This is a genomic window from Chitinophaga sp. 9-1-y, from assembly GCF_059511905.2.
In genome coordinates this window covers 7,352,574-7,379,421 of sequence record NZ_CM197955.1, presented here as the reverse complement: position 1 = coordinate 7,379,421, position 26,848 = coordinate 7,352,574, and the positions used below count along the sequence as shown (strand labels likewise).

Here is a 26,848-nt window from a genome sequence, read left to right as displayed (position 1 = left end):
CGTGTGCCTATGGCTTAGTTTAATTGTAATTCTTTCAGCAACTCTCTGTGGCTGCCGGAAGAAATAGTATGTACCTGCGTGGAAGTAAGCCTGGATTGCTCTTCAGCGGTCAGATCCGGTGTGTTTTGGATATTATACACCGACTTAAAACCCGTCAGGATAACTTTGATATTTTTCTGTGGTGCTTTGATGTCTTTAAATTCACGAATGGTTTGCAGTACATCAAAATCGATGTAGGCTGTTTTATGGGCATCTATTACCAGGGTAATATTGTTTGGCATATGATCCAGCGTAAGCAGGATACTGGCTTTGTTCAGGAAAGACACTTCCTGTGCCAGTTCCAGGCGGATATTGTCGCCGCTATGGTATTTCTCCTTGCGGAAAAAGTAAGAACTTTTCATATTACCACGTAAAATAGCCAGCACGCTCACTACCATACCCAGGGCAATACCTACCAGCAGATCTGTGAATACGATAGCTACTACCGTAACAACGAAAGGTACCCATTGGTATTTACCGTTTTTAAACATCTCTTTAAAGATGGAAATCTTACACAGCTTATATCCTGTTACGAGTAATACAGCAGCCAGCGTAGCCAGCGGAATTTTATTCAGCACAACAGGAATCAATGCGGTACATACCAATAACAGCACACCATGTACCATGGTAGCCATTTTGGTTTTTCCTCCGGCATTGATGTTGGCGCTGGAGCGTACAATCACAGAGGTGATGGGCAAACCGCCAATCAAGCCGCTCACCATATTACCAATACCTTGCGCTTTCAACTCCCGGTTAGGAGAGGTGTGGCGCTTCAGGGGATCCAGTTTATCGGTGGCTTCCACATTCAATAATGTTTCTACAGAAGCTACGATAGCAATGGTAATACCGGTAATCCAGACTTCTTTATTGGAGACAGCTTTGAAGTCCGGGAAGGTAAACTGGTTCAGGAAATCGCCGAAGCTGCTGGGAACGGGTAAGGATACCAGGTGATTAGATCCCAGTGCCAGCAAGTCGCTGCCGGAAAATGCCATATTCAGCAAAATACCGGTAATAACTGCTACCAGCGGCGCTGGCACTACATTGAGTTTCGGGATCTTGCTCCAGTACAGAATAATGAAAATGGATATGATGGTAATTAATGTGGCGCCAATACTGATGTGATTAACAGCAGACAATAGTGCGCTGAAAGTATTATCCCCATCTACCTGGAAAAAGGTAAAATCACCCTCAGAGTTAGCGTCGTAGCCAAAAGCGTGGGGTAATTGTTTCAGGATAATAATAATACCGATGGCCGTAAGCATCCCGGTAATAACGTTAGAGGGGAAGTAATTGGCTACGGTACCAGCTTTGACTAAGCCCAGTACCAGTTGAAGGGCGCCGGCTATCACCACTGAAAGGAGGAATATATCAAACGCGCCTAGTTTGGTAATGGCTACCAGTACTACTGCTGTAAGACCGGCCGCCGGGCCGCTTACACTCAATTGCGAGCCGCTCAGAAAGCCGATGACAAGGCCACCCACGATACCGGAAATCATACCGGCAAACAGGGGGGCGCCGGAGGCCAGGGCAATACCAAGACACAATGGCACCGCAATGAGGAATACAACAAGTCCGGCTGAAAAATCGCCTTTTATATTGGAGAATAAAGAGGTTTGCTTGTTCATAAAATAAGCTTTTCCGTTAAGGAATCGCGCTTCCGGATAGCGACAAAGCCGCCACCGTGGAAACAACCAGGGAGAATGATACTACTGTTGGGGACTTGATACACGTATCACGTTAGCGGATACACGAAGTCCTGGCAGTAATAAGATGAATAAAATAAAATGAATAGAAAAGTCAGCGGTTGTGTGTACAACTGCAATAGTAATTATGCGATATGCATATTGGGAGGGGGGGCGTGTATTTCCTGAGCTGGGTTACTGGGAATATCTTCCATAAATTGATATTGCATAATACCAATAATGAGAAGTGGGTTAAACTGTATTTCGTCAAATTGCTTACAGAACTTTAGGTCTTTCGCAATTTTTACATGATCTCCACCACAGTCAACCGGATGCTCTTCCACAATCTGATTATTAAACAGCAATTTCCCTACTTCCTTGATGGGAAGGAGTTGAGACACCATAAGGGCCAACAGGAATATGCCGATAATTTTCTTCATGTGTATAATACGCTTGTACAAATGTAATTGAGGGAAAGCATAAATGGTGATGATGGAGAATTAAAAAAATGTTAAAGCAATTTAACACAAAAGACCGCTTTTAGACTCATTTCCCGTTTATCCTGCTCTAAATACCGCTCATCACTTTATGTGGCCGCCGATTTTATGGGTGGGAATATGGGGAATGCACATCCCTGCTCACTTTTATCGGTTTTTAGTGGTAATGGTCTAAACAAGTTATTTTGCTTTCTATGGTATTGTGTATTGCATAGTAGTAAATAATTCCTATTTTTGTGTTGTAGAAATGAAATAATAGCTATTACACTTAACTAATAACTGATCAGAAACCACCATTAAAAAAACTAAAGCTCACTTGCCATGAACATTGATAACACACAATCGCAGATGAGGAAGGGAGTGCTGGAGTTTTGCATATTGTCCATCATTAAGCAGGGAGAAGCTTACCCTTCCGATATTATCGAAAAGATGAAAGAGGCGAAGCTCGATATTTTGGAGGGCACACTTTATCCTTTATTAACAAGATTGAAAAATGCGGAACTACTCACTTATCGTTGGGTAGAAAGCAGTTCAGGACCTCCACGGAAATATTTTTCCATGACTGATAAAGGGGAAACTTTTTACCAGGAGTTGGAAAGCACCTGGAATGAACTGGCCAACGCAGTACATCAATTAACACAAAATAGTACACCTCTTTAAGGGAAGACTTACCTAAAACCTAAATGAACTAGTAATGAAAAAGATCATCAATATAAATCTCTCAGGTCGTCTTATCCCGATAGAGGATAGCGCGTACGAGATACTGAATCAGTATCTGGGGAGCCTGAAAAAATATTTCTCGAAAGAGGAGGGTGGGGATGAAATTGTGTCTGACATTGAAAGCCGTATTGCTGAAGTGTTCCAGGACAAACTGAAGAAAGGTGCACATTGTATTACTGATGAAGATGTGTTAGCCGTAAAAGCTTCTATGGGTACTCCGGAGCAGTTTGACGATGCCGCTTCTACTGAAAACGCCAAGCAGCAACAACAGGATACTGCTTACGACAACTTTGTACCCCGTCCGCGTAAACGCTTATACCGCGATCCGGAAAACAAAGTACTGAGTGGTGTATGTAGCGGTTTGGGTGCGTACTTTAATATTGACCCGGTAATATTCCGTATCATATTTGCCCTGCTGGCCGTTGGTGGCTTTGGCTCCGGTGTGCTGGTATATTTCATCCTCTGGATTGCTACTCCATCTGCAGATACCGCGGCAGAGAAACTCGAAATGAGAGGCGAAAAGGTAGATCTGAATAACATCAGATCTACCATCCAGGAAGAATTAAATCATATAAAAGGTCAGGCGAAAAATGTAGGAGATGATATCCGAAATTTTTCTCAGGGCCGCGGAAAGCAGGTAGGTAGCGGTATTGAACGCTTTTTTGTGAACCTCGCAAGTGGTTTGGGCCAGGTGTTGGTAACGCTTACTAAAGGAATCTTTTACTTCATCGCCGTAGTAGTGCTGATCTGCCTCGTGGTAGCAGCAATAGCGATGGCAATATTTTCCGCGGCCATTTTCCCAATGAAAAGTCTTTTGTTCACCGGCGCACAAAGCATGTTGTTGTGGCCAGCCATTGGATTAATCATTGGTATTCCCATCGTAGCACTGGTTATTTTCATCATCCGTAAACTCACGGGAGTAAAAGAAACCAACCGTTACGCTGGTTATACTTTAACCTTCCTGTGGCTGCTGGGATTGGTGTTTGCCGCTGTGGTAACTACTTCCATGATAAAAGATTTCAGAAGACCTGCTACGGAAACAGAATCTTTCGCTATTCAGCAGCCCAGCCAGGGAAAATTGATCCTGAAAAGAGCACCCGGTGGTATTTTGACTGAATCAGACGATGACATCCACTTTGCTTTCTTCGATGATCATTTGCTGATTGCCGACGATACGGTACTAATCAACGACATCCGGGTACGGATATTGAAAAGCCCTACCGACAGCTTCTCCGTAGAGGTAGCCCGCATATCAAGAGGCCGTAATGTTTCCCTGGCAAGAGAGTTCGCCCAGGATATCTCCTTCCGCCTGAATCAAAAGGATTCGATTCTTTACCTGCCAGAAGGCTTCTCTTTGCCAAGAGGTACCAAATACCGTAACCAGCACGTAATTGTTACGATTAAAGTGCCGGTAGGCAAAACCATCAGTGTTGACCGCGAAGTGTCACGCAACTACTCCGTGAGCCGCAGCAGCCGGGATGACGAAGATTGGGATAACGATAGCTATGATAACGATGAAGATGGTCCGCTTAATCTGAAAATGACACCAGACGGCGCCAACGACATCAATGAGCAAAAAACAACGGAACCGAAAGAGAAGGCTGATTCCACCACTCACGAAGGATATCGCTACAAAGGCCCTTCTGCCCAAAAAGCAGTCAAAGCAGTAGAAAAAGAAACCCATATTGATGCCGGTGTTGCTTTCCTGACTTTCCTAATGGTAAATAGGTATAATAGTTAATAAGCATAACACCTTAATTATAAATAGAGTGAAGTGAAAACGCCGCCATGTTTTCACTTCACTTTTTTTTAACACCCCCATTCGTCAGATTTTCCCGATCGGATCATTCAACCGGTTGATTAATGTTTAACTTTGCATATTCAGGTCACAACATTAATAATTGGATAAGATAAGGAATGCAGGCACCTATAAACATCGCGCTGGTAGGAAATCCGAATAGTGGTAAAAGTTCCCTTTTTAATGCACTCACCGGCTTAAATCAAAAGGTGGGTAACTTTCCCGGAGTAACAGTAGATAAGAAAACAGGAACGGCTCAGATCGCCGCAGGCGTTACCGCCAACATCATTGATCTGCCCGGAACATATAGCCTGTATCCTAAAAGTGCGGACGAATATGTGACCTACGACGTGCTGATTGATCAAAACAGCGCCGATATGCCCCGCCTGGTCATTATCGTGGCCGATGCCTCCAACCTGAAACGCAACCTGCTCTTTTGCTCCCAGATCATAGACCTGAAAATACCCGTGATCATTGGCCTCACCATGATGGATATTGCCCGCAAAAAAGGCGTGGAAATAGACCTCGATGGACTGGAAAGGGAATTGGGTGTTCCCGTAGTGGCCATCAACCCACGGAAAAATAAAGGGGTAACCGAAATAAAGAAAGTAATAGATCTGGCCATCCGGTCTCAATATAAAACACCTCCCCGGGATTTTATCAATAACAGCGCACTTGCCAAAGAGGTGATTGAGGAAGTGAAGAGAGCAGTGCCTGGTTGTAAAAGCGATTATGGTACTTTACATATAGCCGTTAACGTAGAAGACCTCGGCTTTATCAACAATACACAGAAACAGGCCATCAGAACGGCACTGCAAACCCATTCCTTTAATAAAACAAAGATACAGGCAGAAGAAATCATGCAACGGTATGCCCGTATCAAACATATAATGAAAGCAACGGTAGTGGAAAATGATCCGCTGCAAAAACAATTGCGTTCAGAAAAGATTGATGACCTCCTCCTGCATCGTTTCTGGGGGTATGCCATCTTGCTGGTAGTAATGTTCCTCCTGTTTCAGAGCATCTTCTGGCTGGCTTCTTATCCAATGGACTGGATTGAAGGCAGTTTCGGAGCGCTGAGTGGATGGTTGAGCAGTACCCTGCCGGATAATAAAGTCACCGACTTCTTCATTAATGGTATACTGGCTGGTATCAGCGGTTTTGCGGTATTTATCCCACAAATCATGATCCTCTTCGGGCTGATCACCATCCTGGAAGATACCGGTTATATGGCGCGTATCAGCTTCTTAACCGATCGCTTAATGCGGCAGGTGGGCCTGAACGGGAAATCGGTGATGCCACTCATTAGTGGGGTGGCCTGTGCGGTACCAGCCATCATGGCTACCCGTACCATCGAGAATAAAAAAGAACGACTTATCACTATCATGGTAACGCCGCTGATGAGCTGTTCGGCGAGGTTGCCGATTTATACCATGATGATTGCGCTGATAATTCCGGACAAGCATTTTGGGATTCTTGGTCTACGAGGCCTTGTGATGATGGGCCTGTACCTGCTCGGATTTTTCATGGCCATCTTTATTGCTGCGCTGATGAAGTTGTTTGTGCGCATTAAAGAGAAAAGTTACTTTATCATGGAGTTGCCGGTATATCGTTCTCCCCGTTGGGCTAACGTAGGTACTACCATGGTGGAAAAGGCTAAAATATTTGTGAAAGATGCTGGTAAAGTGATCGTGGTGATATCAGTGGTATTGTGGTTCCTGGCCTCTTATGGCCCTGCCAGCCGCATGCAACCAGTGCATGACAAATACGAACCGTTACTGGCAAAGGTAGATCCCAAATCAGAAGAGGCTGCCGTGCTGAATAAAGAATTCCAATCAGCCAGGCTGTCTAATTCTTATGCCGGGATGTTGGGTCATACTATTGAACCAGCTATCCGCCCGTTAGGATTCGACTGGAAAATTGGTATTGCATTGATCACCTCTTTTGCTGCCCGCGAAGTATTTGTAGGCACCATGGCTACGCTTTACAGTGTGGGAGAAGATCCCAATAACAACAATGCTACCCTGCGTGAAAAGTTATCATCTGCCACCTGGCCCGATGGCGCGCCGGTATATACGCTCGCTTCCGGATTATCATTGATGATTTTCTATGCATTTGCCATGCAGTGTATGAGCACCATGGCGATTGTTAAACGGGAAACAAAATCATGGAAATTCCCAGCCATACAGTTGGTATATATGACTTCACTGGCCTATATCTGCAGTCTCATCATCTTTAATATCTTCAAATAATATCTTGTACATTGCATTTATCATTCATCATAAATGCAATGTTTATGAAACTGCTTTGTTACAGCATTTGCCTGCTATTTACACTACCGGTGGTAGCACAAAAAAGCGCAGTAGACTCTTCTCAACTCATGAAAGACGTGCGCACGCTTTCTGCCGATAAATTTGAAGGCAGGAAAACCGGGACCCGTGGCAGTCGCATGGCACAGTTTTACATTATTGACCGCTTTAAGCAAATTGGCATCACTGCTTATCATGATACCTACGAGTATCCCTTCTATTTCCAGGAAGGAGATAAAAAGGTAATGGGAACTAACCTGTACGGCTATATTCCCGGTAAATTAAGCACTACTATTGTTATTTCTGCGCATTATGATCACCTGGGAGTACGGAACGCCGGTAATGATACCGATTCTATCTATAATGGTGCGGACGATAATGCTTCCGGTGTAGGTGGATTACTGGCGCTGGCAGCGTATTTCAAGAAAAACCCTCCCCGCTACACCCTCATTTTTGCCGCATTTGATGGAGAAGAAGAGGGCCTGCAGGGTGCCAAAGCTTTTGTAGCACAGCCTCCGGTGCCTTTAGAACAGATCCGTCAGAATATTAACATGGATATGATTGCCCACAATGATAAGAACGAATTGTATGTGTGTGGCACCTTTCCGTTTCCGGATACCCGGAAATATATTGACGAAGTGGCTGCCGGCAGTAGTGTAAAGCTGATCGCAGGCCATGATAAACCCGACAGTGGTGTGGATAACTGGACCTCGCAAAGCGATCAGTATACGTTTTTTAAACAAAAAATTCCATTCCTGTACTTTGGGGTAGAAGATCATCCTGATTATCATCATGCTTCAGATGAATATTCCCGGATTAATTATTCGTTTTATTACAGGGCAGTACAATCAATTCTGTCGGTAGTGAAGAAAATGGATAGTGATATGCCGGAGAATAAGTTTAGTGGCGCAAAAACAATGTAATGAAAGAGATAGTTGCAGTAGGTAGTTTTCGGGAGATGTATTACGCCGGCTACCTACTGCCTCCACAAATGATGTGCTTATTTTCTGAATGTTTGTACCATTCCTTTGAAGTGAGTAGCGTCCAGCCTGTTGGCGGATGTACGCACCAGCCTGTCGGCCGAAAGTTTGGCAGCACGTCCCAGTGATCCGGCCGGAACACCCATATCTATCAATGCCGCGCGAAGCAAAGGATCGCTTAAATTACCCCAGTCATACGAATAGTCATCGTAAGCCGTTACCGCCGGAGGCAAACCTTTGAAGTAGTCGCCTTGTCCGGCAGCATTTTTAAGTTGCATACTTACCGTATACATATCATACTTACCAAATGAAACAGCAATGAACCCTACTGGTTTACCGTAGGTGGAATCACCCACCAATTGCACATTCATGGCTGGCTTCAGCACATTGTATAACATTTCGCTGGCAGACACGGTATTTTTTGTTACCAGGAAATTTATTTTGGTAAATTCTATGGGGCCTTCCTTCTGGAATTTAGATGTTTTATAGGTGGTGGCTTCCTGGTAGAAGATATCCGACCAGTTATAGGTTGGATAATAAGGCACTGCCTTCATGTTTTGGAAATACGGGCTAAACGTTTTGGTATTCACGTTATTATTGAAATACTGCGTATACATTTCTGTACCAGATTTGGCCGCCGGTACCAGTTTGTTAGCGAGGTATTCCGCTGTTTCCAATGCACCACCGCCATTATAGCGAAGGTCGAAAACGAGTTGTTTTACACCGGCTTTGGCAAATGAGTCGAAGGCCGTATCGATGGCAGTTTTCACCTCCTGCAGGGCGAGGAAATTGTTGAAAACAAAGTACCCTATTTTAGTGCCATTGAAATTATACACATGTGAATAAAGTACAGGATTCAGTTTGTAAGTGGTTGCCGTCAGGGTATTTTGTTGAACTGTATTATCTGGTTTGCGGAAGGCAAATGTAGCGCTTGGGCTGGAAAAGGCATTGTTCAGCACCTGGTCTGTTTTATCATCACCATATTGGAAGCTGGTTGTGCCGTTCACCGCGGTGAGTTGCCAGCCGCGCTTAATACCCGCCTTATCTGCCGGGGATCCCGGATACACGTATATTACGTTTAGCGTAGTGCGTGTTTGGTACCCCACTTCAAAGCCAATATCTCCGGCCAGTCCTTCCTGCAGCGCCCGTGAGGTTCCGCCATTATCCAGGAAGCTGTATCGGTCCAGGTAATTGTTGTCTTTATCCCGCTTATAAGACATCAACGCATCAAACATATTCCTGGGAGAGGAGTAGCTGTTGGGTTTGAATGTGGTGGAGTCGGGCAGTGCATCGGTCCACAGGTAAATGTCTTTGGAAATGAAGAAGATGCTGTCGTTGATGCTCTTGCCGGTATTGGAATTGTTGTTATCCGTATTCCCTCCCTGTGAGGGAGCTGTGGGGGCTGGAGCTTTGTTACAGGCGTGTAGTGTCAGAAAAACAAAAAGCCCTGAGAGCAGTGTTTTGCAAAGGTGGCCAGGTTGCATGAATTCATGGTTTTTATTAAGGTATAACGGGTATGGTTATACGTAAGGCATAGTTTAACGGTCAGGTATAAATCGACTGCCTTCAATGCCCAGTTCTTCAGGGAGTACGCCATTATTTCTAAGGCCTACGTTTACGTTGTCCCGCCAGCGTAGTTGTGCTGCAGGATTCAGTCCGTGATTGGTTTCCTGGTCAAATTTGTATTGTAGCCGATTCATTTCCCGGAAGGACTGAAGATACTGATATTGTATGATACTATCATAATCATCCCGGTTCAGGGCCGTTTGCCGGAGTTTTTGTTTGAACCTTTCCACTACCAGGCGGGTGATATCGAAATGCAGTTGTTCATGGGCCAGGGCATAGTTGCTTTTGGCGTCTGGCCTTACCCAGGAAGCGCTTTTGATGAAAAATACCTGCAGTCGCAAGGTGATGCGTAGGGTATCATTTTTCAGGTTGCTGTTGCCATCATAGGCGAAGCTGGTGTAGGCCACGGCAGCGCTGGGACCGTAAGGCGATGGTGTAGCCAGGAAATCAGTCCATTCCAGCCGGCGGTTGGGGGTGTAAAAAACAGTATCTGATGTGGGAGAAGTGTCGTCTTGTTTTTCCTCAAAATGCAGTTCTATCACGGTGAATGGCTCATGTTTTACCGGACGAACACCCGATTGGTGGTGTCCATTGAACATTAACAGTGAGCACAGTATAGCGGTATATGATAACATGAGCGAAATAGACCGGAATAAAATTAATGCAATGGCGGGCTATCTGTTTCATACCAGGAAAATTTGGCGATTCTATAACATTTCGTTGATGGGTTTTTGACAATGATTTCCGGCTAAAACGGGCTTTTTTCCGTAAATTACTCTCGACCAAAACAATCGCACTATGTACGGCGGTGGATATATTTTCGATGAACCCAACAAGAAACAGTTGAGGGAAGAAGAACAGCATGACGAGCCAGAAAAGCTCGCCGCATTCGAGGAACGTATTGCCAAAGGGGAAAAGATTGAACCGGGCGACTGGATGCCGGCAGAATACCGCAGGCAGCTGATACGCCTCATTGAACAACACGCTCACTCTGAAATTATTGGCGCATTACCGGAAGGCACGTGGATTACCAGGGCGCCGGGATTTAAGCGCAAACTGGCGTTGATCGCCAAAGTCCAGGATGAAATAGGCCATGGGCAATTACTGTATAATGCCGCCGAAACGCTGGGGAAGTCCAGGGAGGCGATGATCAATGACCTGCTCAGTGGTAAATCCAAATACTCTAACGTTTTTAACTATCCGGCCGAAACCTGGGCGGATGTAGCCGTAATTGGATTCCTGATAGATGCAGCAGCCATTGTAAACCAGGTAGCTAATGCAAAAGGTTCTTATGGACCTTATTGCCGGGCGCTGGAGCGGATTTGTTACGAAGAAAGCTTCCACCTGAAACAGGGCCATGATGCCTTTATTGAACTGGCTACTGGTACGCCGGCGCAGAAGGCCATGCTACAGGATGCGCTGAACCGTTGGTGGCAACCTATCATGCACTTCTTTGGCCCTCCGGATAAAGCATCCAGTCACAGTGAAAAGCTGATGCAATGGAAGGTGAAAATGGCCAGCAACGATGATATGCGTAACCAGTTCCTGGAATCTTATGTACCAAAAATCCGCGAACTGGGCATGACATTGCCAGACCCCGCACTGAAAAAGAATGAGGAAACCGGCAAATGGGAATATACAGATCCCGATTGGGACGAGTTCTTCCGCGTAATTAATGGCGGTGGTCCGTGTAACGCAGAGCGGTTACAGGTGCGTAAATGGGCCGAAGAACAAGGCCGCTGGGTCCGTAAAGCCTTAATGAGACCTACCGAGAAAAGGGCCTTGCCGGTGGCATAGCACATCTGATTACTATTTTAAACTACGCAATAATTCATGTCGAACGATTCTTTAGATCCCCGCGTAAACAGGCTGAAATTAGGCGAAGCGGGCGAAGTAGTGAAAGTGGAAGAAGGGGAAAACTGGAATGTATATGAAGTATTTCACCAGGAAAAAAGAGGTGCCCACCACGAGCATGTAGGGTGTGTGCATGCTCCGGACCCGCAACTGGCACTGGTATTTGCCAAAGAACAATTTGCCCGGCGCAAGAAATGTGTAAACCTCTGGGTGGTAAGAAGTGCGGATATACTGGCATTTGATGTAGAAGATGAAGATATGTTTGCCAACAATATGGAGAAAACTTATCGTGATGCCAGCGGTTTTAAAGTGATGGAGAAGATTAATAAATTCAAACAGTCCAAATGATGAATAAAGCAGCAATATCGGATTTGATCATAAAAATGGCCGATGATGAACTGATTCAGGGACATCGGAATTCTGAATGGACAGGGTTAGGCCCTGTGATGGAAGAGGACATCGCTTTTTCTTCCATGGCACAGGATAAAATTGGCCATGCCTGGGCATTGTACCGGATACTCCATGAAGATTTGGGCGGCCCCGACCCAGACAGGTTTGCCTTTCTGCGGCCGGAGAAAGAATTCAAATCCGCTCACCTGGTGGAAATGCCTAACGGCGAATATGACTTTAGCCTCATCCGTCACTTCCTGTTTGACCATGCAGAAGCCATCCGGTATGAAAGCTTGCAAGATAGTAGCTTTGAGCCATTCCGGATGCTGAGTAAAAAAGTAAAAGGAGAGTTGAAATACCATACACTGCATGCCAACGCGTGGTTAATGCAGTTGAGTAAAGCAGGAGAGGAGAGCTATCACCGGATGCAGCAATCGTTGAATGATACTTTTGCGCTGGCTGCCGGCCTGTTTGAAGCCTCTCCGGAACACGAGGCGGCATTGATAGCAGATAAAGTATATCCCGGGGAGAAAGAGCTGTTTCACCGCTGGATGGATCGTATTTACCCGGTGTTGGTGCAGGCCTCGCTCAACCTGCCGGATATGAAAGGTCTTACCCCCGTGTATGGTGGCCGGCAGGGATTTCACACAGCATACCTGCAGCCCTTGCTAAAAGAAATGAGCGAAGTGTTTAACCTGGATGCGGAGGCCAGCTGGTAAAGAATGTCTCACAAAATAACAATAGCAGCAGTGTATGAGTCGCTGGAACATGTGATGGATCCCGAAATCCCGGTGTTAAGTGTCGTGGACCTGGGTATGATTACAGCAGTAGACCTGGGTAACGATGGCGTGCATGTGAAAATGATTCCCACATTTGCGGCGTGTCCGGCCGTGAGTTATATCCAACATAACATAAAAACAACCCTTGAAAGTGAACTAGGCGTCGATGTAAGTGTTGAAGTAGATAAACAGGTACATTGGCAAAGCAACCGGATGACGCCTGCTGCCAAAGAAAAGTTGAAAAACTTTGGTATTGCGCCTCCGAAAGTATTGACAGGAGAAGTAAGTACGGAAATATTACTGGAAGTTCCCTGTCCGCATTGTGGCAGCGAACAAACATATTTGCGTTCTCCTTTTGGTTCTACGCTTTGCCGGGCGATTCATTTTTGCAAGGCTTGCGGACAAGTATTCGAGCAGTTTAAGCCACTGGAATAAGCCTTATTTCTATGTTCCCGCTATAAATACCTATTTTTACACGCATTATTGATGTCGCCATTGGCAATTTATACGACGAAACATGAGAATAGGCTTGTATTTTGGGTCTTTTAATCCTATACACACGGGGCATTTGATCATTGCCAATTACGTAGCGTACAATACTGATCTTGATAAAGTATGGCTGGTGGTTTCTCCGCATAATCCGTTGAAACCCCAGTCAGCACTGCTCAACGAGCATGATCGCTTTCATTTGGTGGAACTGGCCATCAAAGATGAGGCACGGCTGCGCGCCAGTAACATTGAGTTTTCTTTACCAAGGCCCTCCTATACAGTAGATACCCTGGCTTACCTCGGTGAAAAATTCCCCACCCAGGAATTCGCCATCATTATGGGAAGTGATAGTTTTCAAAATCTGCCCCGCTGGAAGAACTATGAGCACATTGTAAAAAACTATCCCATTTACGTATACCGCCGGCCCGGACATGAGATTACAGATACTTTTGGTGCAGAAATAGAAATATTGGAAGCGCCTATGTTGGATATCTCGGCCACGGATGTACGCAAATGGATAAAAGAAGGAAAATCCGTGCGTTTTATGGTACCCGACAATGTGATTCAATATATCGGCGACAATAACTACTACCGTTAACGGGTTTACTTTGCGGCCGTTTTTTTACTGGTCAGATCTCTTCTCTTCACCACAAACTCATTCCCGTATATTTCCAGTAACAATATAAACATAGAGATCAGCAAGGGTCCAAAAATAAGTCCGATAAAGCCGAACAGACTAACGCCAATGATTACCCCAAAAATGGTAATCAGCGGATGTACATCTGCAATTCGTTTGTTCAGCAGCATGCGGGCAATATTATCGGAAGTACCCACAACACCAAATCCATACACCAGTATAGCAATGCCTTGCCAGGTGTTACCTGTTGCCAACAGGTATACGCCTAATGGCACATATACCGCGGCAGCGCCAATAACAGGCAACATGGCGGTAAAGCAGGTAACTACAAACCAGAAGAAGGGTTGAGGGATCCCAAAAATAAGATAACCAATCAGTGATACGATACCCTGCACCACCGCAATAAGTGGAATTCCCACAGCGTTGGCAATAACCAGGGTGTTGAACTCTTTACCCAGTCTTTCCACATTTTCATCTTTCAGGGGAATATATTCGTACAGGTTCTCCTCCATTTTTCGCCCATTTACCAGCATAAAATATAGCATAAAATACATCATGGCAATAGTGGTGAGGGTGTTGAAAGTGGCACCCACGAAACCGGGTAATATGGCCGTAACTTTTTCCTGTAACTTTTGCAGGCGATCGGGGGTGAGCAGGCCCATACCCAGGCTTTCTTCCAATCGGGCATTGGTTTGTTTCAGGCTGTTTATCAATTCTGTAGAATGGCTGGCGGCGTAGGTGATTTTGGCGGTCAGCATATTAACGAGCATGCCTACTGGTAACAATATGATAAGGAAGGAAAGCACCAGCAGCAGGGTGGCGGCCAGGCTTTTATTCCATTTGCGTTGTTCCGTAAGCCTGAACATCCATTTCCTGCAAATTACGTATAGGGTTACAGCTCCCAGAAAGCCGGGGAAAAAGGTAAACATCTCCATAAAAAGGAGAATGGCCAGGAAAAGGATCAGTAATAAAAAACCAATTTGTTTCAGGCGGTCATTGTCAAGATAGCTCATAGTACATAATATCGTCTAAATTCCCCGAATGTCAAAAAGCAGACCAACGACAGTCGTGTTGCCTTTCCAAACACTAAACAAAATTGCATGGTGCTTGTTCTTAAAGCGGGGGATTTGGCACGCAAGTTTTGTATAATTGTCATTTATGGAATAATGTTTGTTGAATCCATGGTACCAAAAAGAAAACCTAATTTATAACATCTTTAAAACCTTAGTTATGAGTACAAGTTCAAAAGCCGTGGTTTCATTTATTGTAGGTGCAGCCGTAGGCGTTGCGGTAGGTTATTTTCTGAATTCAGACAAAAAAGATGAGCTGGTAGAAAAGCTGAGAGATCAGTCTGAAAAGCTGAAAGAAAAATGGAGAAAGAAAAAAGATCAGTTTCAGGATGAGTTAGAGAACGAGTTGGCGTAAACCCCATTTGAATAAATTTATTTGCATGGAAGATAATTTCGGCAACTACTTTAACCAAACGGGAAAAGTAGCCAGGGAATACCTGGAAACCAGACTGGACCTGATTAAGCTCCAGGCAGCGGGAAAGTTATCGAAGGCTTTGGGATTATTTTTCTCACTGACGATGGCTTTCCTGCTGTTCTTTTTCGTGATTGTATTCCTGGGAATGGTGGTTGGTTTCTGGATCGGGGAAATGACGGGTAGCTTTACCATTGGGTTTAGCTGTGCTGCCGGTTTGTTTGTGGTATTATTCCTCATCATCCTGTTATTCCGTAAGCAATTGATACAACGGCCGTTGGCTAATTTGCTGATCACAGAATTACTGGATGAGATGACAGAGAGCGATGAGCGTTCCAATCACATTCATAATCAACGTGCAAAACAGGAACCACCTGTGGAGGATCATGGATATGTACCGGATGATGAAGCCACTGAAAACACTACAAGAGGATAATCAATGCAAAATCTTTACACATGCCTAAAAAGATAAACAGCTTCGAAACATTGGAGCTGGAAATTGCCCGTTTGAAAATGCGCTCCAAAGAATTGGAAAATGAAATGGGTAACCGGGTAGATTATTTCAGGGACAACTATAAAAAGATGGCCCTGAATGCAGTGATCCCCGGTAGCGCTAAACATAGCAGTGCCCTCAACATAGCCATGAATGTGGCTAAGATGGCCTGGGGAAGTGGTAAAGTAAAGAATTTTGCTACCGGGGCATTGATGACTGTCCTGGAATTTATAGGTGTTCAGTTGGGTATCAACCTGTTTAATAAGGTCACTAAATCCAGGAAAAAGAAGAAAGAACCTGTGGCGGAATAATGGCTACTGTTTACCATATCCTGTTACTACTACTGCACCATCCTGGATTACGTCTGGGCTTTTGAGCGCTTTTCCGGATACCTCTAGCTGAAATGCGATGGTCAGCGCAACAGTTACTGTTTTACCTGCTACATCTGGTTTGAAAACAGGCATCATTTTTATGATCCGTACTACTTCGTCTCCCATCATCTTATCAGGGGATAATAATACTTCAGCATTTGTAACTTCACCACTTGGCAAAATCTGGTACTGCGTTATTACATTACCAACGATGTTGTGTTCCTGGCAATGGCGTGGATAACGGACATTCCTGGCAAGAAATTTTGTGTACCCCTCATTACCGCCGGGAAAACGCTGTCTGAAGGTAGAATCTGTGGTGATGCCTTTTGTCCTCCCATTACTTTCAGCGATCGCCCGGTTTAGCAAACTTTGTGGTGTGCGTTTAAATGGCGTATCTCCAATACCGCTCTCATTTTCTGCAAAAAAGAAGAAGAAGGCGGAGATAGGATTATCATCTAATGTTTCTACCAGACCGCTACGCTTGTCCTTTGCTTCAAACCGGATGTTGGTAATTTCCCCGGCGGTATTGCGTTTTAGCACAGGCCATGTAATATGGATACCCTTTGAGGCCAATACAGTCTTCATGTTTGCCAGATCCTCATCAGTTGTCAAACGGGTTATCATACCATGTATGACGCCATTTTCGGTGACCAGGTATTTGTCGGCACCGGGTTGTGCTATTTCATTGGTGGTGGCAGATAAAAGGCCGGCCATGAGTGCTAGTACCGGCAGCAGCAGCAGGTACCGCCAGGTACGTTTACGGGAAGATTGGGTTTTGTTCATCATAAGTATTCTGTTTTTAATGAATGATTTACCGAAATGATTCACAATCGCCACCGGGCTGCGCAGGGCGCTCATCTTTATTAAGCTGTACTGGTAGGCAGTGGGCGTGTCAAAGGTTAGCAGGGCCGCTTCATCTGCCAGGAATTCGAGGTTCAGTTGCAGCGATTTTTTACAACGCCACGCAAAGGGATTTATCCAGCACAGGCAGCAGTACAGGGATGACAATAGGATATCGACAGAGTGGTACTGTTGTACATGCGCTTCTTCATGCCGGAGTATATGTTGTAGTTCCGTAGGCTCGTGGGCGTTAGCGTCAAAAAAGATGGTCCGGAGAAAGGAAAAGGTGGCCGTAAGCCCGTTTATCTGCACATACCGGATATTATTTTGTGTGTTTGCTTGTCCCGTTTGGGCCAGTTGCCAGATTTTTACCAGTTGCCATACATGTATCAGCAATAGTATCCCTGCTACAATAAGATACACGGCTAGCATCCCGGTAACAGCATGTTGCACAAATGGTTCCCACCAGGGATGCGCTACTGCTCCCGGATGAACTGACGTATGTACCTGGGCGGAAGGAGTGTTGTTGAAATACACCATTGTATGCGGTGTGTCTGTAGCCGGCGTTGATGCCCACTGAAAAGCAGGAATGGGTAGCAGCGGGAATATAGCGGAGCAAATAAATGCGCTGAGCAGCAGTAGCCTGTTGTAGCGGTAAAATGTTTCTTTCTTAAAGCAGGCTATATAAAGGAGATATAAGAGCGTCATGCATCCTGATGCTTGCAGGATATATAGAAACAGGGTAGGCATACACGTTATTTTTTATCTTTCTCAATCATCTTCACCAGTTCCTTCATTTCTTCCGGACTGATTTTTTCTTCTTTGGCAAAGTACGCCAGCATATTGAGATACGAGTTATCGAAGAAGGTATTCAGCACCTTTTTCATGAAGGTGTCTTTATAACTTTCTTTTTTGATGATGGGGTAGTACTCGTAGGAGCCACCATATTCATGATGGGCGAGATACCCTTTTTCTTCCAGCCGCTTCATAAGCGTGGCAATGGTGTTGTAGTGAGGTTTGGGATCGGGTAAATGCTCGATGGCATCTTTTACAAATGCCTTTTCCAGGTCCCATATTACCTGCATCAATTCTTCTTCTTTACGGGATAGCTTTTTCATAACACTAATCTATTACTATTTTTGTAGTTTAAAAACTATTTTTGTAGTATTTAAACTATGTACGTAGTAATTGACTGGTTATCAGTTGTTAAAATAATTAAACAGGATAAGTTTAGCCCCACACTTTGGTACCTTCGCTACAATTAGCGCAGATGTCAATGTTTTTGCGGGTTTCGAGGATCTGACTACGGAAACGGATATACTCTTTATTGTGCCACAGTGCTTTGAAAGATTCTTTTTTCAGGTCGCCGAGGCGGTGTTGAGCATCTTTGTCGAAGCAGCAAGGCACTACAAGGCCGTCCCAGGTCACTACGGGAGAATGCCATAAGCGCCAGCAATGGTTGCCGAGTTTGTTTTTAATGGCGTAAGTACCGTCTTCATTACGATGATACCGGGAGTATTTGTCGATAGTAGGAATTAAGCGGTTGCCTTCTTCATAATCATATACCTGTGCTGTTTTAAACCGCACCTGGTCTACGCCTATTTCTTTGGCCAGCCTTTTAATGTCTTCTATCTGGTGTTCATTGGGTTTTACTACCAGGAACTGGAAGAAAACAAAGGGTTTGGAAGAATTCAGTTCTTTTTTCCACTTCACAATGTTTTTAGCGCCCTGGATCACTTTGTCCAGGTGGCCACCTACGCGATACTGCGTATATACGTCCTGGGTAGTACCGTCAATCGAGATGATCAGCCGATCCAGCCCACTTTCTACCGTCTTTTTCGCATTGGCATCTGTAAGGTAATGGGCATTGGTGGAAGTGGCGGTATAAATGCCTTTGGAGGAAGCATACTTTACCATGTCAAGGAAGCTGGTGTTGAGGTATGGTTCTCCCTGGAAATAAAAAATCAGGTAAAGCAGCTCTTTTGAAATTTCATCGATGGTTTTCCTGAAGAAATCCTGTTCCAGCATACCAGTGGGGCGTGTAAAAGCCCTTAACCCGCTCGGACATTCCGGGCAGCGCAGATTGCAGGAGGTGGTAGGTTCAAAGGAGATGGAAATAGGATATCCCCATTGAACAGGTTTTCCAGTCCATTTACTCATAAAATAGCTTCCAAGCACTTTTCCGGCGTTAATACCACGGCGCAGGGTGAATTTGGAAAACAAATTAAGGGTGTCCTTCAGGTTAAAATCGGGCATAAAAATTCACTTGACCGTTGTAAAAGTAGCCCCTTTAAACAAATTATAGCCTATACTTGCTGAAAAAAAAGGGCTGTCGGCAATTATTACAGTATCCTTACCCAATTACCCTGCAACTAACTGAAGCAAAGTGAAAAGCATCTGGATCAGATTATTATTAGTAATAGTGGCTATACTGGCCTATGTATGGTGGAAAGAGCGCGATAAAGGGATCACCTTTGTGAGGTATGAGGAATTTGGAATAGATATGCCGGTGAACTATAAAGTTCACGGCATTGACGTGTCTAAGTTTCAGAAAGAGATTAACTGGCAGGCCGTGAAGCAAATGCAGGTAGATAAAATTCGTATATCCTTTGCGTTTATTAAGGCAACAGAAGGCATCACCCGGCAGGATGCTGCTTTTAAGCAAAACTGGGACAGAGCGGGGAAGGCCGGTATTATCCGGGGAGCCTACCATTTCTTTTATGCTACCCGGGACCCGTTGAAACAAGCCATTAATTTTCACAACGTGGCAGACCTGCAATCCGGCGACCTGCCGCCTGTGCTGGACATAGAAACCAGTAATAATCAGCCGGCTGCCGTGATCCGGAGTACTGCAAAGATCTGGCTGGAAGAAATGGAAAAGGTGTATAAGGTAAAACCCATCATTTACACCAATATTCATTTTTACGAAACCTACCTGGGCAACGAATTCGACCGTTACCCGTTATGGATTGCGCACTATTACCAGAAAGAGAAACCCCGTTCGGACCGTGCATGGCTGTTTTGGCAGCACAGTGACATTGGCCGGGTAAACGGTATCCGTACCACCGTAGATTTTAATGTATTTAAGGGAGATAGTGCTGCACTTGCAAAACTGTGCATACCTTAGCAGTGCATATCATTCACTATGGCAGAAGAACCCGCTACAACAGAAAATCCGGAAGTACCACCGGAAGATCCGAATAAGATGGATTATGAGTTGTTTCATTTTCTCATAAAAATTATGCGCACCATCTTCATCGGGTTATTCTGGATGATGAGTAATGTATTCCTGGGTCTGTATTTAGGCTTTGCCGAGCCGGAGGCATCTACCCCCGGCAGGATGATTTTTTTCTATAGCTGGTTTGGCATTACACTGCTTGCCTACCTTTACTACGTACGGCGTGCCTGGCGCAAAAAAATGAGCGCGCCCTGATTAATGCACCGAATTTCTTTTGCCCAACTCCATCGTCCAGCTGCTATTGTAGCGGCCCACGCCAATTTCTGTAAACATGGGATCCATCATATTATGACAGTGTTTCGGACTGTTTAGCCAACCCAGGATAACGGCTTGTTCATCCATGTTACCGGTAGCAATATTTTCTCCATAGTAATTCCACTTATAACCGGCAGCGTCCAACCGTGCGCCAGGTGTAGTACCATCGGGAGAGTTGTGGTCGAAGTATTTGTTGACCGCCATGTCTTTGCTATGGTCATACGCCGCTTTTTCCAGCAAGCCATTCCAGGTAAGTGATCCTACCGGTGGCATTTGATCCGTTCCACATTTACATCCATGGCTGCGTAGTCCGTTTACCAATACCAGCAAAGCGTTGCGGTCTACTTTGTTTTCAGGTACAACAGAAGTATCTGCCGGCGGATTTTTGCCTGGCTCAATGGGGGTAACACCAGCGTTTTTGGTGCAACTGCAATAAAAAATAGTGGCCATCATGATGACGGCAGTACGGATAATTTTCCCGGACATAACTAGTAATAAGTTATAGTAAATAGATACCGGGTTCTAAACAGGACTTTGATTAAAACTAAAAAGAGGCTTTAGGAAAGGAACTTGATTAAAACTATAGTTGGTTGACCAGAGGTTATGGGTTAAAACGAGTATCAAAGATAGGAAGTAGATATGAAAAATAGATTATAGCTTTTGTAAATCTAATGTTAATCACAACTGCTATATTTCAGCAGCCGACCGTTGTATTTATTTCCCATTGTGAATCAGGGATTTGTGGAGCAGGCGCCCCGTATACAGTTCGCTATCACCGGGAAAGTGCCCTGTTTACGGGGTGGAATAGTCTTTGTGCCTCATCTCTTGTACAGACTTTAAAAAGATTACCATATCTGGTTTGAAGCCCTACTTTTTTCATGAAGAAGTCCCGAACTTCTTTAATGTTGTGGTGTATAACGGCCATCCTAATCATAGGATGGTTTTTTTAACTGCTATGGTCAGCAATAATTTTCCATTCTCCTTTGATTTTCTTTAATACCAGGCTGAAATGTCCTTCCAGGTCGCCGATGGTCCGCTGAAGGTGCCATTTACCAATCAACAGGTATACATTAGGAGCCAGGGGCTTGAATTCCAGCAGTTTGAAATCCAGTTGGCCCATGGTGGTAGCATCGGGGTAGGTTTTCTTGTAACGATCCAGCGTAGCTTGCCAGCCATAGGTGACGCCGCTTTTGCCGATAAAGAGCAGGGAGTCGGAATGCCAGTACGTTTGCATGAAGCCATCGATATCACCCTTATTCCAGGCCGTGGTTTGGGCTGTCATGAGCGCAGTAATTTTTTGTTGGTCGCCGGATGGTGCCTGCTGGGCACTGGCAGGTAATGCCGCTGTGGCGCCCAATAGCATAAGGAACAGAATAAAACGCATGTTAAATTTTTAGCAAAAGATAAACAGTTTTTCCGATGTAACGCAATGCTGATTATAGTAACTTTGCAGCACTATTTTTAGCACATCACTTACAATTATATTTAAAAATCAACAGTTTATGCCCGGATATGAACTATTTGGAGCCGAGGAAAGGAAAGAAGTAAACGACGTACTGGAAACCGGTATCATGATGCGTTACGGATTTGATGGTCCGCGTAAAGGCATCTGGAAAGCAAAAGAGCTGGAACAGGCTATTTGCGATAAACTGAATGTACAGTATACCCAGCTTGCTTCCAGTGGTACGGCCGCGTTAACTACAGCGATGGCTGCACTCGGACTCGGTGCCGGCGATGAAATCATCATGCCCACCTTTACATTTGTTGCCAGCTTTGAATCTGTATTTTCTGTAGGTGCCATCCCGGTACTCGTAGATGTGGATGATACCCTCACCCTGGACCCCAAGGCGGTGGAAGCTGCCATCACTCCCCGTACCAAAGCAGTAATGCCGGTGCATATGTGTGGTGCTATGGCTGATCTGGACGCATTGCAGGCAATCTGCAAAAAACATAACCTCCTCCTGTTGGAAGATGCGTGCCAGTCGTTCGGCGCCTCTTACAAAGGCAAAGCACTGGGATCTATCGGTGACGCCGGTACGTTTTCTTTCGACTTTGTAAAAACCATTACCTGTGCAGAAGGTGGTGCTATCATTACCAATAACAAAGATGTTTATACTAAATGTGACGGATACACGGACCATGGACACGACCACCTCGGCGTAGACCGTGGGGCAGACCTGCATCCGTTTATTGGTTACAACTACCGTATCTCCGAACTGCACGCTGCAGTAGGGCTGGCGCAAATCCGCAAGCTCGACAACTTCCTGGCGATACAGCGTAAAACCAAGAAAATATTTAAAGATGCGCTGGCTACTGTGCCGGGCGTAACTTTCCGCCGCTTACCAGATGAAGCCGGCGATAGCGCTACTTTCCTGTCGTTCTTCCTGCCGGAAACAGCACAAGCGGCGAAAGCTGCTGCTGCCATGAAAGCAGCCGGTTTGGCAGCGTTCCATTACTACGACAATAACTGGCACTATATCCGCCAGTGGCAGCATTTCAAAGAAGGAGCTGTATTAACTCCTTTTGCGAAAGAGCTGAAACAAGCAATGGAAGTGTATAAAACAAAAGAATTCCCTGCGTCTGATGCCATCATTGGCAGAAATATTTCCACCCCTATTAACCTGGGCTGGAGCGATGCAGAAATCCAGGAAAGAGCTGAAAAGCTGGTGAAGGCTGTTAAAAGCGCATTGTAAGCACATATACAGCAGTAAAGACGCCGGGAAATTTGTAATTTAATTTTTTACGTCTTTGCTGCTCAGCTGCTTTGCGCGATCAAAATTATACGACATGAGAAAAGTTGCGTTGATACCTGCCCGTTATGGCGCCTCCCGTTTTCCTGGTAAGATGATGGCAAAACTGGGAGACAAATCAGTGATTCTGCGTACCTATGAATCAACGGTGAATACTGGGGTATTTGATGAGGTGATGGTGGTAACAGACAGTGAACTGATCTACAATGAAATTGTTAACAATGGTGGTAAGGCGGTCATGAGCCAGAAGGAACATGAATGCGGTACCGATCGTATAGCCGAAGCCGTTGTAGATATGGAGGTAGATATTGTAGTGAATGTGCAGGGAGATGAACCATTTACACAGAAAGAGCCATTGGAAAAGCTGTTGAAGGTATTTGAAGGAGAAGAAGGAAAGGCGGTAAAGGTAGCTTCGCTGATGCAGGTGTTGAAAGATCCTGTTTCCATAGAAGACCCTAACTATGTGAAAGTGGCGGTCGACAAAAATTTCAATGCGCTGTTCTTTTCCCGCTCTGTGATTCCTTATCCACGCGATAAAAATGTGCAGTCGATTTACTACGAGCATATCGGCATTTACGCATTCCGCAAACAAACATTACTAGACTTCACGCAGATGGCGGTAACTCCGCTGGAGGCGGCAGAAAAGATTGAATGTTTGCGTTACCTGGAAAATGGCATCCCGATGAAAATGGTGGTGACGTCTTACATGGGCGTGGAAATTGACACTCCGGAAGACCTGGAGAAAGCAGCAAAACTTTTATAACATCTAACTAACAGGGATATATGAAATTCAGGAACTTTAAAATGGTGGACTACGTAGTTTACGGCAGCGGATGTTTTGATCAGCTGGGTGAAATACTGGCCCCTAAGCGCGTAGGTGATGCTCCCATGATATTTTTTGTGGATGAGTATTTCCAGGATAAGCAGGAATTTTTGTCCCGCATACCGTTACAGGGTAAGGACAAGATTGTGGTGATTGATGTAACGGATGAGCCTAAAACCAAAACGGTAGATAAAATCCGTGATGAGCTGAAGGCTGAATTTGGCGCCGTATCCGGTATTATTGGTATTGGTGGCGGTTCCGTAATGGACATGGCCAAAGCAGTAGCTTTGATGATGACCAACCCGGGCTCTTCTGCCGATTACCAGGGCTGGGACCTCGTAAAGGTGGCCGGTGTGTATAAAGTAGGTATTCCCACCATTTCCGGTACCGGTGCAGAAGTGAGCCGTACCTGCGTGTTAACAGGTCCTACCCGTAAACTGGGTATGAACTCCGACTTTACTCCCTTTGATCAGATTGTACTGGATCCTTCTCTGACAAAAACAGTGGAGCCTAACCAGCGCTTTTATACAGCCATGGATTGCTTTATACACTGCGTAGAATCATTGACAGGTACTTATCTGAATGCATTCAGCCAATCTTATGGGGAAAAAGCACAGGAACTGTGTGAAGAAATTTTCCTGCAGAAAGAAAAATGGGATGATGATGCAGATGAGAAACTGATGATGGCATCTTATGCCGGTGGAATGAGCATCGCTTATTCCCAGGTAGGGGTGGCCCACGCGGTGAGCTACGGATTGGCTTACCTGTTGGGGACTAAACATGGTATCGGTAACTGTATTGTGTTTGACAAGCTGGAAGAGTTCTATCCGGAAGGCGTGGCGAAGTTCAAGGAAATGGTGAAAAAGCATAACATTGACATCCCGCAAGGCATTACCAAGGGCTTGACGGATGAGCAATTCGACACCATGATTAATGTATCATTGGGTATGGCGCCGCTGTGGGAAAACGCACTGGGTAAAGACTGGAAAGAAATTATGACCCGCGAAAGACTGCGTAAGCTGTACGAGCGGTTATAGCGCGGATATTGTCTGCATCAGGATTAAACTGATTAGACTGATTTTTATCTTTTGATTTAATAAGATTCGGGAAGATATAAGTGAATTTATCCGCTTATGTTTTCCCGAATTTTTTATTAGGGAAATAAGAAAAATAAAATCTGATAAATCAGTCTAATCAGTTTAATCCTGATGCAGACAATATCCACCACGCAAATTCAATGCGTAGAAAGAAAGTATTATTGTTAAAGGGGGAAGATTATCATGCTGATACTATTGATTATTTCGGGAATAGGGTTACTGGTGTTGGGGTACTGTTTGTTTGCTGCAAAGCAGCAACAGCAGGCACAAGCGGCGGCGCAGGCGCAGCAACTCAGCGCGGTACAAACCAGTTACACCGGCTTGCAGGCCAGTTATGCCGCTCAGCAGGAACAATACCACCTGCTGGAAGCCAAACAAGACTACCTGCAAAGTATGCTGGATGATAAAGCCGCACTGGTAAAAGAAAAGCAGCAGCAACTGGAACGAATAAACGAAGAGTTTTCTGTGCTGATGTCTGAACAAGGGCGACTAATGGAGCAGAATAAATATTTGCAACAACAGTTGTTGGGAGAAAAAGAACGGTTGCAACAGGTGCAGCAAGACTTTAAAGTGCAATTTGAAAATATTGCCCAGCAGCTATTACAGCGAATCTCCGGCACCTTCATGGAACAAAATAAAGTGAAGATGGATGACGTACTGAAACCGTTATCAGAGAAGATAGATAACTTCCGTAGCAGCGTGCAACAATCCCTGCTGGCAGAAACCGCGCAGCGTACAGAGTTGAAAAATGAGCTGCAACGCTTACTCTTGCTCAATCAAACCCTTTCTAAAGAAGCCAATAACCTCACCAATGCCCTGAAAGCAGATACCAAGAAACAAGGGAATTGGGGAGAAATGATACTGGAAAGAGTGTTAGAGGCATCCGGCCTGGAAAAAGGCGTGCATTACTTTACGCAGGACGCTCAGAGGGATGAAACCGGGCAGCTGAGAAAACCCGACCTGGTGCTGCAATTACCCGAAAACAGGCAACTGGTCATTGACTCCAAAGTATCGCTGAAAGCCTACGAACAATATTGCAGCGCCACCACCGATGACGATAAAAAATACGCGCTGAAAATGCACCTGCAGTCAGTTAAAAACCACATCGGTGAATTAAGCGCCAAAGCATATCATACACTCTATAAAAATACGACCGACTTTGTAATGCTGTTTATCCCCATTGAACCAGCTTATGCACTGGCAATCATGCAGCAGGACGAAGACCTGTATGACTTTGCCTTCCGTAAAAGAATCATATTGGTGAGTGTGCCCTCATTACTGGCTACCCTGAGGGTGATTGATAACATGTGGCGACTGGATAAGCAGAACAAAAATGCGGAAGAAATTGTGCGGCAAGGGAGTGCCCTCTATGATAAGTTTGTAGGTTTCGCAGAAGATATGGGCCTGATCGGGGAACACCTGAAACGTAGCCAGAACGCCTATGACGGCGCCATGAATAAGCTCACGTCTGGTAATGGTAACCTGGTAGGGCGGGCGGAGAAGATGCGTAAGCTGGGTCTCGATAACAAGAAAATGTTGTCTAAAGAGATGATTACAGACTCGCTGCCTCCGGAGGAAGAATCGATCGCCGTAATTCCGGCAGACCTGCCGTCAGGAGAAGAGGCAATACCCGAAACGCCTGGGCCTGAAGAGAACGGGATATTCGAATCCTAAAATGATACTGCCCTCCATGCTTTACAGTGATGGAGGGCTTGCTGGCAATATGCTTACTCTTTTTTGCTTGCACCGGTTATCTCTT

28 protein-coding genes are annotated in these 26,848 nt (G+C 45.1%); 18 read left to right on the top strand and 10 right to left on the bottom strand.

Going from position 1 to position 26,848, the window contains the following annotated elements:
* Positions 1–14 precede the first annotated feature (14 nt).
* Positions 15–1,664 (bottom strand): SulP family inorganic anion transporter, encoded by a 1,650-nt coding sequence (locus AC5ZC7_RS29370; RefSeq protein WP_496160972.1) that lies wholly within the window; start codon positions 1,662–1,664, stop codon positions 15–17.
* Positions 1,665–1,867: 203 nt separating this feature from the next.
* On the bottom strand, positions 1,868–2,161 hold the full coding sequence (locus AC5ZC7_RS29365) for a hypothetical protein (RefSeq protein ID WP_496160971.1): 294 nt from the start codon (positions 2,159–2,161) through the stop codon (positions 1,868–1,870).
* A 378-nt stretch (positions 2,162–2,539) separates the two neighbouring features.
* Here AC5ZC7_RS29365 and AC5ZC7_RS29360 point away from each other — a divergent pair, with 378 nt between their 5' ends.
* From AC5ZC7_RS29360 to AC5ZC7_RS29345, 4 genes are all read left to right on the top strand, one after another.
* Complete coding sequence (locus tag AC5ZC7_RS29360; RefSeq protein ID WP_496160970.1) at positions 2,540–2,878, top strand: helix-turn-helix transcriptional regulator; 339 nt, start codon at positions 2,540–2,542, stop codon at positions 2,876–2,878.
* Between the two features lie 34 nt (positions 2,879–2,912).
* Positions 2,913–4,679, top strand: coding sequence for a PspC domain-containing protein (locus tag AC5ZC7_RS29355; protein ID WP_496160969.1), 1,767 nt, complete (start codon positions 2,913–2,915; stop codon positions 4,677–4,679).
* Positions 4,680–4,855: 176 nt separating this feature from the next.
* Positions 4,856–6,988: a ferrous iron transport protein B gene (gene feoB, locus AC5ZC7_RS29350; protein WP_496160968.1), complete on the top strand. Its 2,133-nt coding sequence runs from the start codon at positions 4,856–4,858 to the stop codon at positions 6,986–6,988.
* Between the two features lie 44 nt (positions 6,989–7,032).
* Entirely contained in the window at positions 7,033–7,968 is a 936-nt protein-coding gene (locus AC5ZC7_RS29345; protein ID WP_496160967.1) for a M28 family peptidase, read from the top strand.
* 77 nt (positions 7,969–8,045) lie between these two features.
* On the opposite strand, the gene AC5ZC7_RS29340 is transcribed toward AC5ZC7_RS29345, so the two are convergent.
* Both AC5ZC7_RS29340 and AC5ZC7_RS29335 read right to left on the bottom strand, forming a co-directional pair.
* Complete coding sequence (locus tag AC5ZC7_RS29340) at positions 8,046–9,509, bottom strand: S41 family peptidase (protein ID WP_496160966.1); 1,464 nt, start codon at positions 9,507–9,509, stop codon at positions 8,046–8,048.
* Positions 9,510–9,563: 54 nt separating this feature from the next.
* Positions 9,564–10,226 (bottom strand): hypothetical protein, encoded by a 663-nt coding sequence (locus AC5ZC7_RS29335; RefSeq protein ID WP_496160965.1) that lies wholly within the window; start codon positions 10,224–10,226, stop codon positions 9,564–9,566.
* Positions 10,227–10,389: 163 nt separating this feature from the next.
* Here AC5ZC7_RS29335 and paaA point away from each other — a divergent pair, with 163 nt between their 5' ends.
* The 5 genes from paaA (at position 10,390) to nadD (ending at position 13,701) form a co-directional block, all read left to right on the top strand.
* Positions 10,390–11,388 carry a 1,2-phenylacetyl-CoA epoxidase subunit PaaA gene (gene paaA, locus AC5ZC7_RS29330; RefSeq protein WP_496160964.1) on the top strand — a complete coding sequence of 333 codons (999 nt, stop codon included), beginning with the start codon at positions 10,390–10,392 and terminating at the stop codon, positions 11,386–11,388.
* Positions 11,389–11,424: 36 nt separating this feature from the next.
* Positions 11,425–11,793 carry a 1,2-phenylacetyl-CoA epoxidase subunit PaaB gene (locus AC5ZC7_RS29325; RefSeq protein WP_133807807.1) on the top strand — a complete coding sequence of 123 codons (369 nt, stop codon included), beginning with the start codon at positions 11,425–11,427 and terminating at the stop codon, positions 11,791–11,793.
* Positions 11,790–12,554, top strand: a complete 765-nt coding sequence (gene paaC / locus AC5ZC7_RS29320) for a 1,2-phenylacetyl-CoA epoxidase subunit PaaC (protein WP_496160963.1) — start codon at positions 11,790–11,792, stop codon at positions 12,552–12,554. The genes AC5ZC7_RS29325 and paaC overlap by 4 nt, the downstream gene beginning before the upstream one ends.
* Before the next feature lie 3 nt (positions 12,555–12,557).
* Positions 12,558–13,049: a 1,2-phenylacetyl-CoA epoxidase subunit PaaD gene (gene paaD, locus AC5ZC7_RS29315; RefSeq protein ID WP_496160962.1), complete on the top strand. Its 492-nt coding sequence runs from the start codon at positions 12,558–12,560 to the stop codon at positions 13,047–13,049.
* Positions 13,050–13,131: 82 nt separating this feature from the next.
* Positions 13,132–13,701, top strand: coding sequence for a nicotinate (nicotinamide) nucleotide adenylyltransferase (nadD, locus tag AC5ZC7_RS29310; protein ID WP_496160961.1), 570 nt, complete (start codon positions 13,132–13,134; stop codon positions 13,699–13,701).
* A gap of 5 nt (positions 13,702–13,706) precedes the next feature.
* Here nadD and AC5ZC7_RS29305 read toward each other — a convergent pair whose 3' ends face one another.
* Positions 13,707–14,753: an AI-2E family transporter gene (locus AC5ZC7_RS29305; RefSeq protein WP_496160960.1), complete on the bottom strand. Its 1,047-nt coding sequence runs from the start codon at positions 14,751–14,753 to the stop codon at positions 13,707–13,709.
* A gap of 217 nt (positions 14,754–14,970) precedes the next feature.
* On the opposite strand from AC5ZC7_RS29305, the gene AC5ZC7_RS29300 reads away from it, so the two are divergent.
* Genes AC5ZC7_RS29300 through AC5ZC7_RS29290 form a run of 3 tightly spaced genes read left to right on the top strand, consistent with a single transcriptional unit; the run spans position 14,971 to position 16,026 of the window.
* Positions 14,971–15,165: a YtxH domain-containing protein gene (locus AC5ZC7_RS29300; RefSeq protein WP_079471452.1), complete on the top strand. Its 195-nt coding sequence runs from the start codon at positions 14,971–14,973 to the stop codon at positions 15,163–15,165.
* Between the two features lie 25 nt (positions 15,166–15,190).
* Complete coding sequence (locus tag AC5ZC7_RS29295) at positions 15,191–15,658, top strand: hypothetical protein (protein WP_496160959.1); 468 nt, start codon at positions 15,191–15,193, stop codon at positions 15,656–15,658.
* 20 nt (positions 15,659–15,678) lie between these two features.
* Entirely contained in the window at positions 15,679–16,026 is a 348-nt protein-coding gene (locus tag AC5ZC7_RS29290) for a hypothetical protein (RefSeq protein WP_496160958.1), read from the top strand.
* Positions 16,027–16,029: 3 nt separating this feature from the next.
* On the opposite strand, the gene AC5ZC7_RS29285 is transcribed toward AC5ZC7_RS29290, so the two are convergent.
* The 3 genes from AC5ZC7_RS29285 to AC5ZC7_RS29275 all read right to left on the bottom strand — a co-directional run bounded on the left by AC5ZC7_RS29285 (position 16,030) and on the right by AC5ZC7_RS29275 (position 19,182).
* Positions 16,030–17,676, bottom strand: coding sequence for a TonB family protein (locus AC5ZC7_RS29285; protein WP_496160957.1), 1,647 nt, complete (start codon positions 17,674–17,676; stop codon positions 16,030–16,032).
* A gap of 5 nt (positions 17,677–17,681) precedes the next feature.
* Positions 17,682–18,044, bottom strand: coding sequence for a BlaI/MecI/CopY family transcriptional regulator (locus AC5ZC7_RS29280; protein ID WP_477077732.1), 363 nt, complete (start codon positions 18,042–18,044; stop codon positions 17,682–17,684).
* A gap of 112 nt (positions 18,045–18,156) precedes the next feature.
* Positions 18,157–19,182, bottom strand: a complete 1,026-nt coding sequence (locus AC5ZC7_RS29275; RefSeq protein ID WP_496160956.1) for an SPASM domain-containing protein — start codon at positions 19,180–19,182, stop codon at positions 18,157–18,159.
* Positions 19,183–19,312: 130 nt separating this feature from the next.
* Here AC5ZC7_RS29275 and AC5ZC7_RS29270 point away from each other — a divergent pair, with 130 nt between their 5' ends.
* Both AC5ZC7_RS29270 and AC5ZC7_RS29265 read left to right on the top strand, forming a co-directional pair.
* A complete protein-coding gene (locus tag AC5ZC7_RS29270) occupies positions 19,313–20,053 on the top strand; it encodes a GH25 family lysozyme (RefSeq protein ID WP_496160955.1) in 741 nt (246 codons plus the stop codon).
* A gap of 18 nt (positions 20,054–20,071) precedes the next feature.
* Entirely contained in the window at positions 20,072–20,359 is a 288-nt protein-coding gene (locus AC5ZC7_RS29265) for a hypothetical protein (protein WP_496160954.1), read from the top strand.
* On the opposite strand, the gene AC5ZC7_RS29260 is transcribed toward AC5ZC7_RS29265, so the two are convergent.
* Complete coding sequence (locus tag AC5ZC7_RS29260; RefSeq protein WP_496160953.1) at positions 20,360–20,905, bottom strand: CAP domain-containing protein; 546 nt, start codon at positions 20,903–20,905, stop codon at positions 20,360–20,362.
* Between the two features lie 460 nt (positions 20,906–21,365).
* Positions 21,366–21,803: a DUF4440 domain-containing protein gene (locus AC5ZC7_RS29255; protein ID WP_496160952.1), complete on the bottom strand. Its 438-nt coding sequence runs from the start codon at positions 21,801–21,803 to the stop codon at positions 21,366–21,368.
* A 118-nt stretch (positions 21,804–21,921) separates the two neighbouring features.
* On the opposite strand from AC5ZC7_RS29255, the gene AC5ZC7_RS29250 reads away from it, so the two are divergent.
* The 4 genes from AC5ZC7_RS29250 (at position 21,922) to AC5ZC7_RS29235 (ending at position 26,763) form a co-directional block, all read left to right on the top strand.
* Positions 21,922–23,112 (top strand): aminotransferase class I/II-fold pyridoxal phosphate-dependent enzyme, encoded by a 1,191-nt coding sequence (locus tag AC5ZC7_RS29250; RefSeq protein WP_496160951.1) that lies wholly within the window; start codon positions 21,922–21,924, stop codon positions 23,110–23,112.
* Between the two features lie 94 nt (positions 23,113–23,206).
* Complete coding sequence (kdsB, locus tag AC5ZC7_RS29245) at positions 23,207–23,932, top strand: 3-deoxy-manno-octulosonate cytidylyltransferase (RefSeq protein ID WP_496160950.1); 726 nt, start codon at positions 23,207–23,209, stop codon at positions 23,930–23,932.
* Positions 23,933–23,952: 20 nt separating this feature from the next.
* On the top strand, positions 23,953–25,029 hold the full coding sequence (locus AC5ZC7_RS29240) for an iron-containing alcohol dehydrogenase (RefSeq protein WP_496160949.1): 1,077 nt from the start codon (positions 23,953–23,955) through the stop codon (positions 25,027–25,029).
* Positions 25,030–25,272: 243 nt separating this feature from the next.
* Positions 25,273–26,763 carry a DNA recombination protein RmuC gene (locus tag AC5ZC7_RS29235; RefSeq protein ID WP_496160948.1) on the top strand — a complete coding sequence of 497 codons (1,491 nt, stop codon included), beginning with the start codon at positions 25,273–25,275 and terminating at the stop codon, positions 26,761–26,763.
* Positions 26,764–26,848: the final 85 nt, after the last annotated feature.

What these genes read in the sequence shown, in the direction of transcription:
- AC5ZC7_RS29280 (WP_477077732.1), bottom strand. Translation starts at nt 18,044, where the DNA reads ATGAAAAAGCTATCCCGTAAAGAAGAAGAATTGATGCAGGTAATATGG.
- AC5ZC7_RS29355 (WP_496160969.1), top strand. Translation starts at nt 2,913, where the DNA reads ATGAAAAAGATCATCAATATAAATCTCTCAGGTCGTCTTATCCCGATA.
- AC5ZC7_RS29335 (WP_496160965.1), bottom strand. Translation starts at nt 10,226, where the DNA reads ATGTTATCATATACCGCTATACTGTGCTCACTGTTAATGTTCAATGGA.
- AC5ZC7_RS29285 (WP_496160957.1), bottom strand. Translation starts at nt 17,676, where the DNA reads ATGCCTACCCTGTTTCTATATATCCTGCAAGCATCAGGATGCATGACG.
- AC5ZC7_RS29365 (WP_496160971.1), bottom strand. Translation starts at nt 2,161, where the DNA reads ATGAAGAAAATTATCGGCATATTCCTGTTGGCCCTTATGGTGTCTCAA.
- AC5ZC7_RS29340 (WP_496160966.1), bottom strand. Translation starts at nt 9,509, where the DNA reads ATGCAACCTGGCCACCTTTGCAAAACACTGCTCTCAGGGCTTTTTGTT.
- paaC (WP_496160963.1), top strand. Translation starts at nt 11,790, where the DNA reads ATGATGAATAAAGCAGCAATATCGGATTTGATCATAAAAATGGCCGAT.
- AC5ZC7_RS29275 (WP_496160956.1), bottom strand. Translation starts at nt 19,182, where the DNA reads ATGCCCGATTTTAACCTGAAGGACACCCTTAATTTGTTTTCCAAATTC.
- AC5ZC7_RS29325 (WP_133807807.1), top strand. Translation starts at nt 11,425, where the DNA reads ATGTCGAACGATTCTTTAGATCCCCGCGTAAACAGGCTGAAATTAGGC.
- AC5ZC7_RS29300 (WP_079471452.1), top strand. Translation starts at nt 14,971, where the DNA reads ATGAGTACAAGTTCAAAAGCCGTGGTTTCATTTATTGTAGGTGCAGCC.
- AC5ZC7_RS29250 (WP_496160951.1), top strand. Translation starts at nt 21,922, where the DNA reads ATGCCCGGATATGAACTATTTGGAGCCGAGGAAAGGAAAGAAGTAAAC.
- AC5ZC7_RS29235 (WP_496160948.1), top strand. Translation starts at nt 25,273, where the DNA reads ATGCTGATACTATTGATTATTTCGGGAATAGGGTTACTGGTGTTGGGG.
- AC5ZC7_RS29265 (WP_496160954.1), top strand. Translation starts at nt 20,072, where the DNA reads ATGGCAGAAGAACCCGCTACAACAGAAAATCCGGAAGTACCACCGGAA.
- feoB (WP_496160968.1), top strand. Translation starts at nt 4,856, where the DNA reads ATGCAGGCACCTATAAACATCGCGCTGGTAGGAAATCCGAATAGTGGT.
- AC5ZC7_RS29240 (WP_496160949.1), top strand. Translation starts at nt 23,953, where the DNA reads ATGAAATTCAGGAACTTTAAAATGGTGGACTACGTAGTTTACGGCAGC.
- AC5ZC7_RS29255 (WP_496160952.1), bottom strand. Translation starts at nt 21,803, where the DNA reads ATGCGTTTTATTCTGTTCCTTATGCTATTGGGCGCCACAGCGGCATTA.
- AC5ZC7_RS29260 (WP_496160953.1), bottom strand. Translation starts at nt 20,905, where the DNA reads ATGTCCGGGAAAATTATCCGTACTGCCGTCATCATGATGGCCACTATT.
- AC5ZC7_RS29345 (WP_496160967.1), top strand. Translation starts at nt 7,033, where the DNA reads ATGAAACTGCTTTGTTACAGCATTTGCCTGCTATTTACACTACCGGTG.
- AC5ZC7_RS29295 (WP_496160959.1), top strand. Translation starts at nt 15,191, where the DNA reads ATGGAAGATAATTTCGGCAACTACTTTAACCAAACGGGAAAAGTAGCC.
- AC5ZC7_RS29370 (WP_496160972.1), bottom strand. Translation starts at nt 1,664, where the DNA reads ATGAACAAGCAAACCTCTTTATTCTCCAATATAAAAGGCGATTTTTCA.
- AC5ZC7_RS29305 (WP_496160960.1), bottom strand. Translation starts at nt 14,753, where the DNA reads ATGAGCTATCTTGACAATGACCGCCTGAAACAAATTGGTTTTTTATTA.
- AC5ZC7_RS29290 (WP_496160958.1), top strand. Translation starts at nt 15,679, where the DNA reads ATGCCTAAAAAGATAAACAGCTTCGAAACATTGGAGCTGGAAATTGCC.
- kdsB (WP_496160950.1), top strand. Translation starts at nt 23,207, where the DNA reads ATGAGAAAAGTTGCGTTGATACCTGCCCGTTATGGCGCCTCCCGTTTT.
- nadD (WP_496160961.1), top strand. Translation starts at nt 13,132, where the DNA reads ATGAGAATAGGCTTGTATTTTGGGTCTTTTAATCCTATACACACGGGG.
- paaA (WP_496160964.1), top strand. Translation starts at nt 10,390, where the DNA reads ATGTACGGCGGTGGATATATTTTCGATGAACCCAACAAGAAACAGTTG.
- paaD (WP_496160962.1), top strand. Translation starts at nt 12,558, where the DNA reads ATGTCTCACAAAATAACAATAGCAGCAGTGTATGAGTCGCTGGAACAT.
- AC5ZC7_RS29360 (WP_496160970.1), top strand. Translation starts at nt 2,540, where the DNA reads ATGAACATTGATAACACACAATCGCAGATGAGGAAGGGAGTGCTGGAG.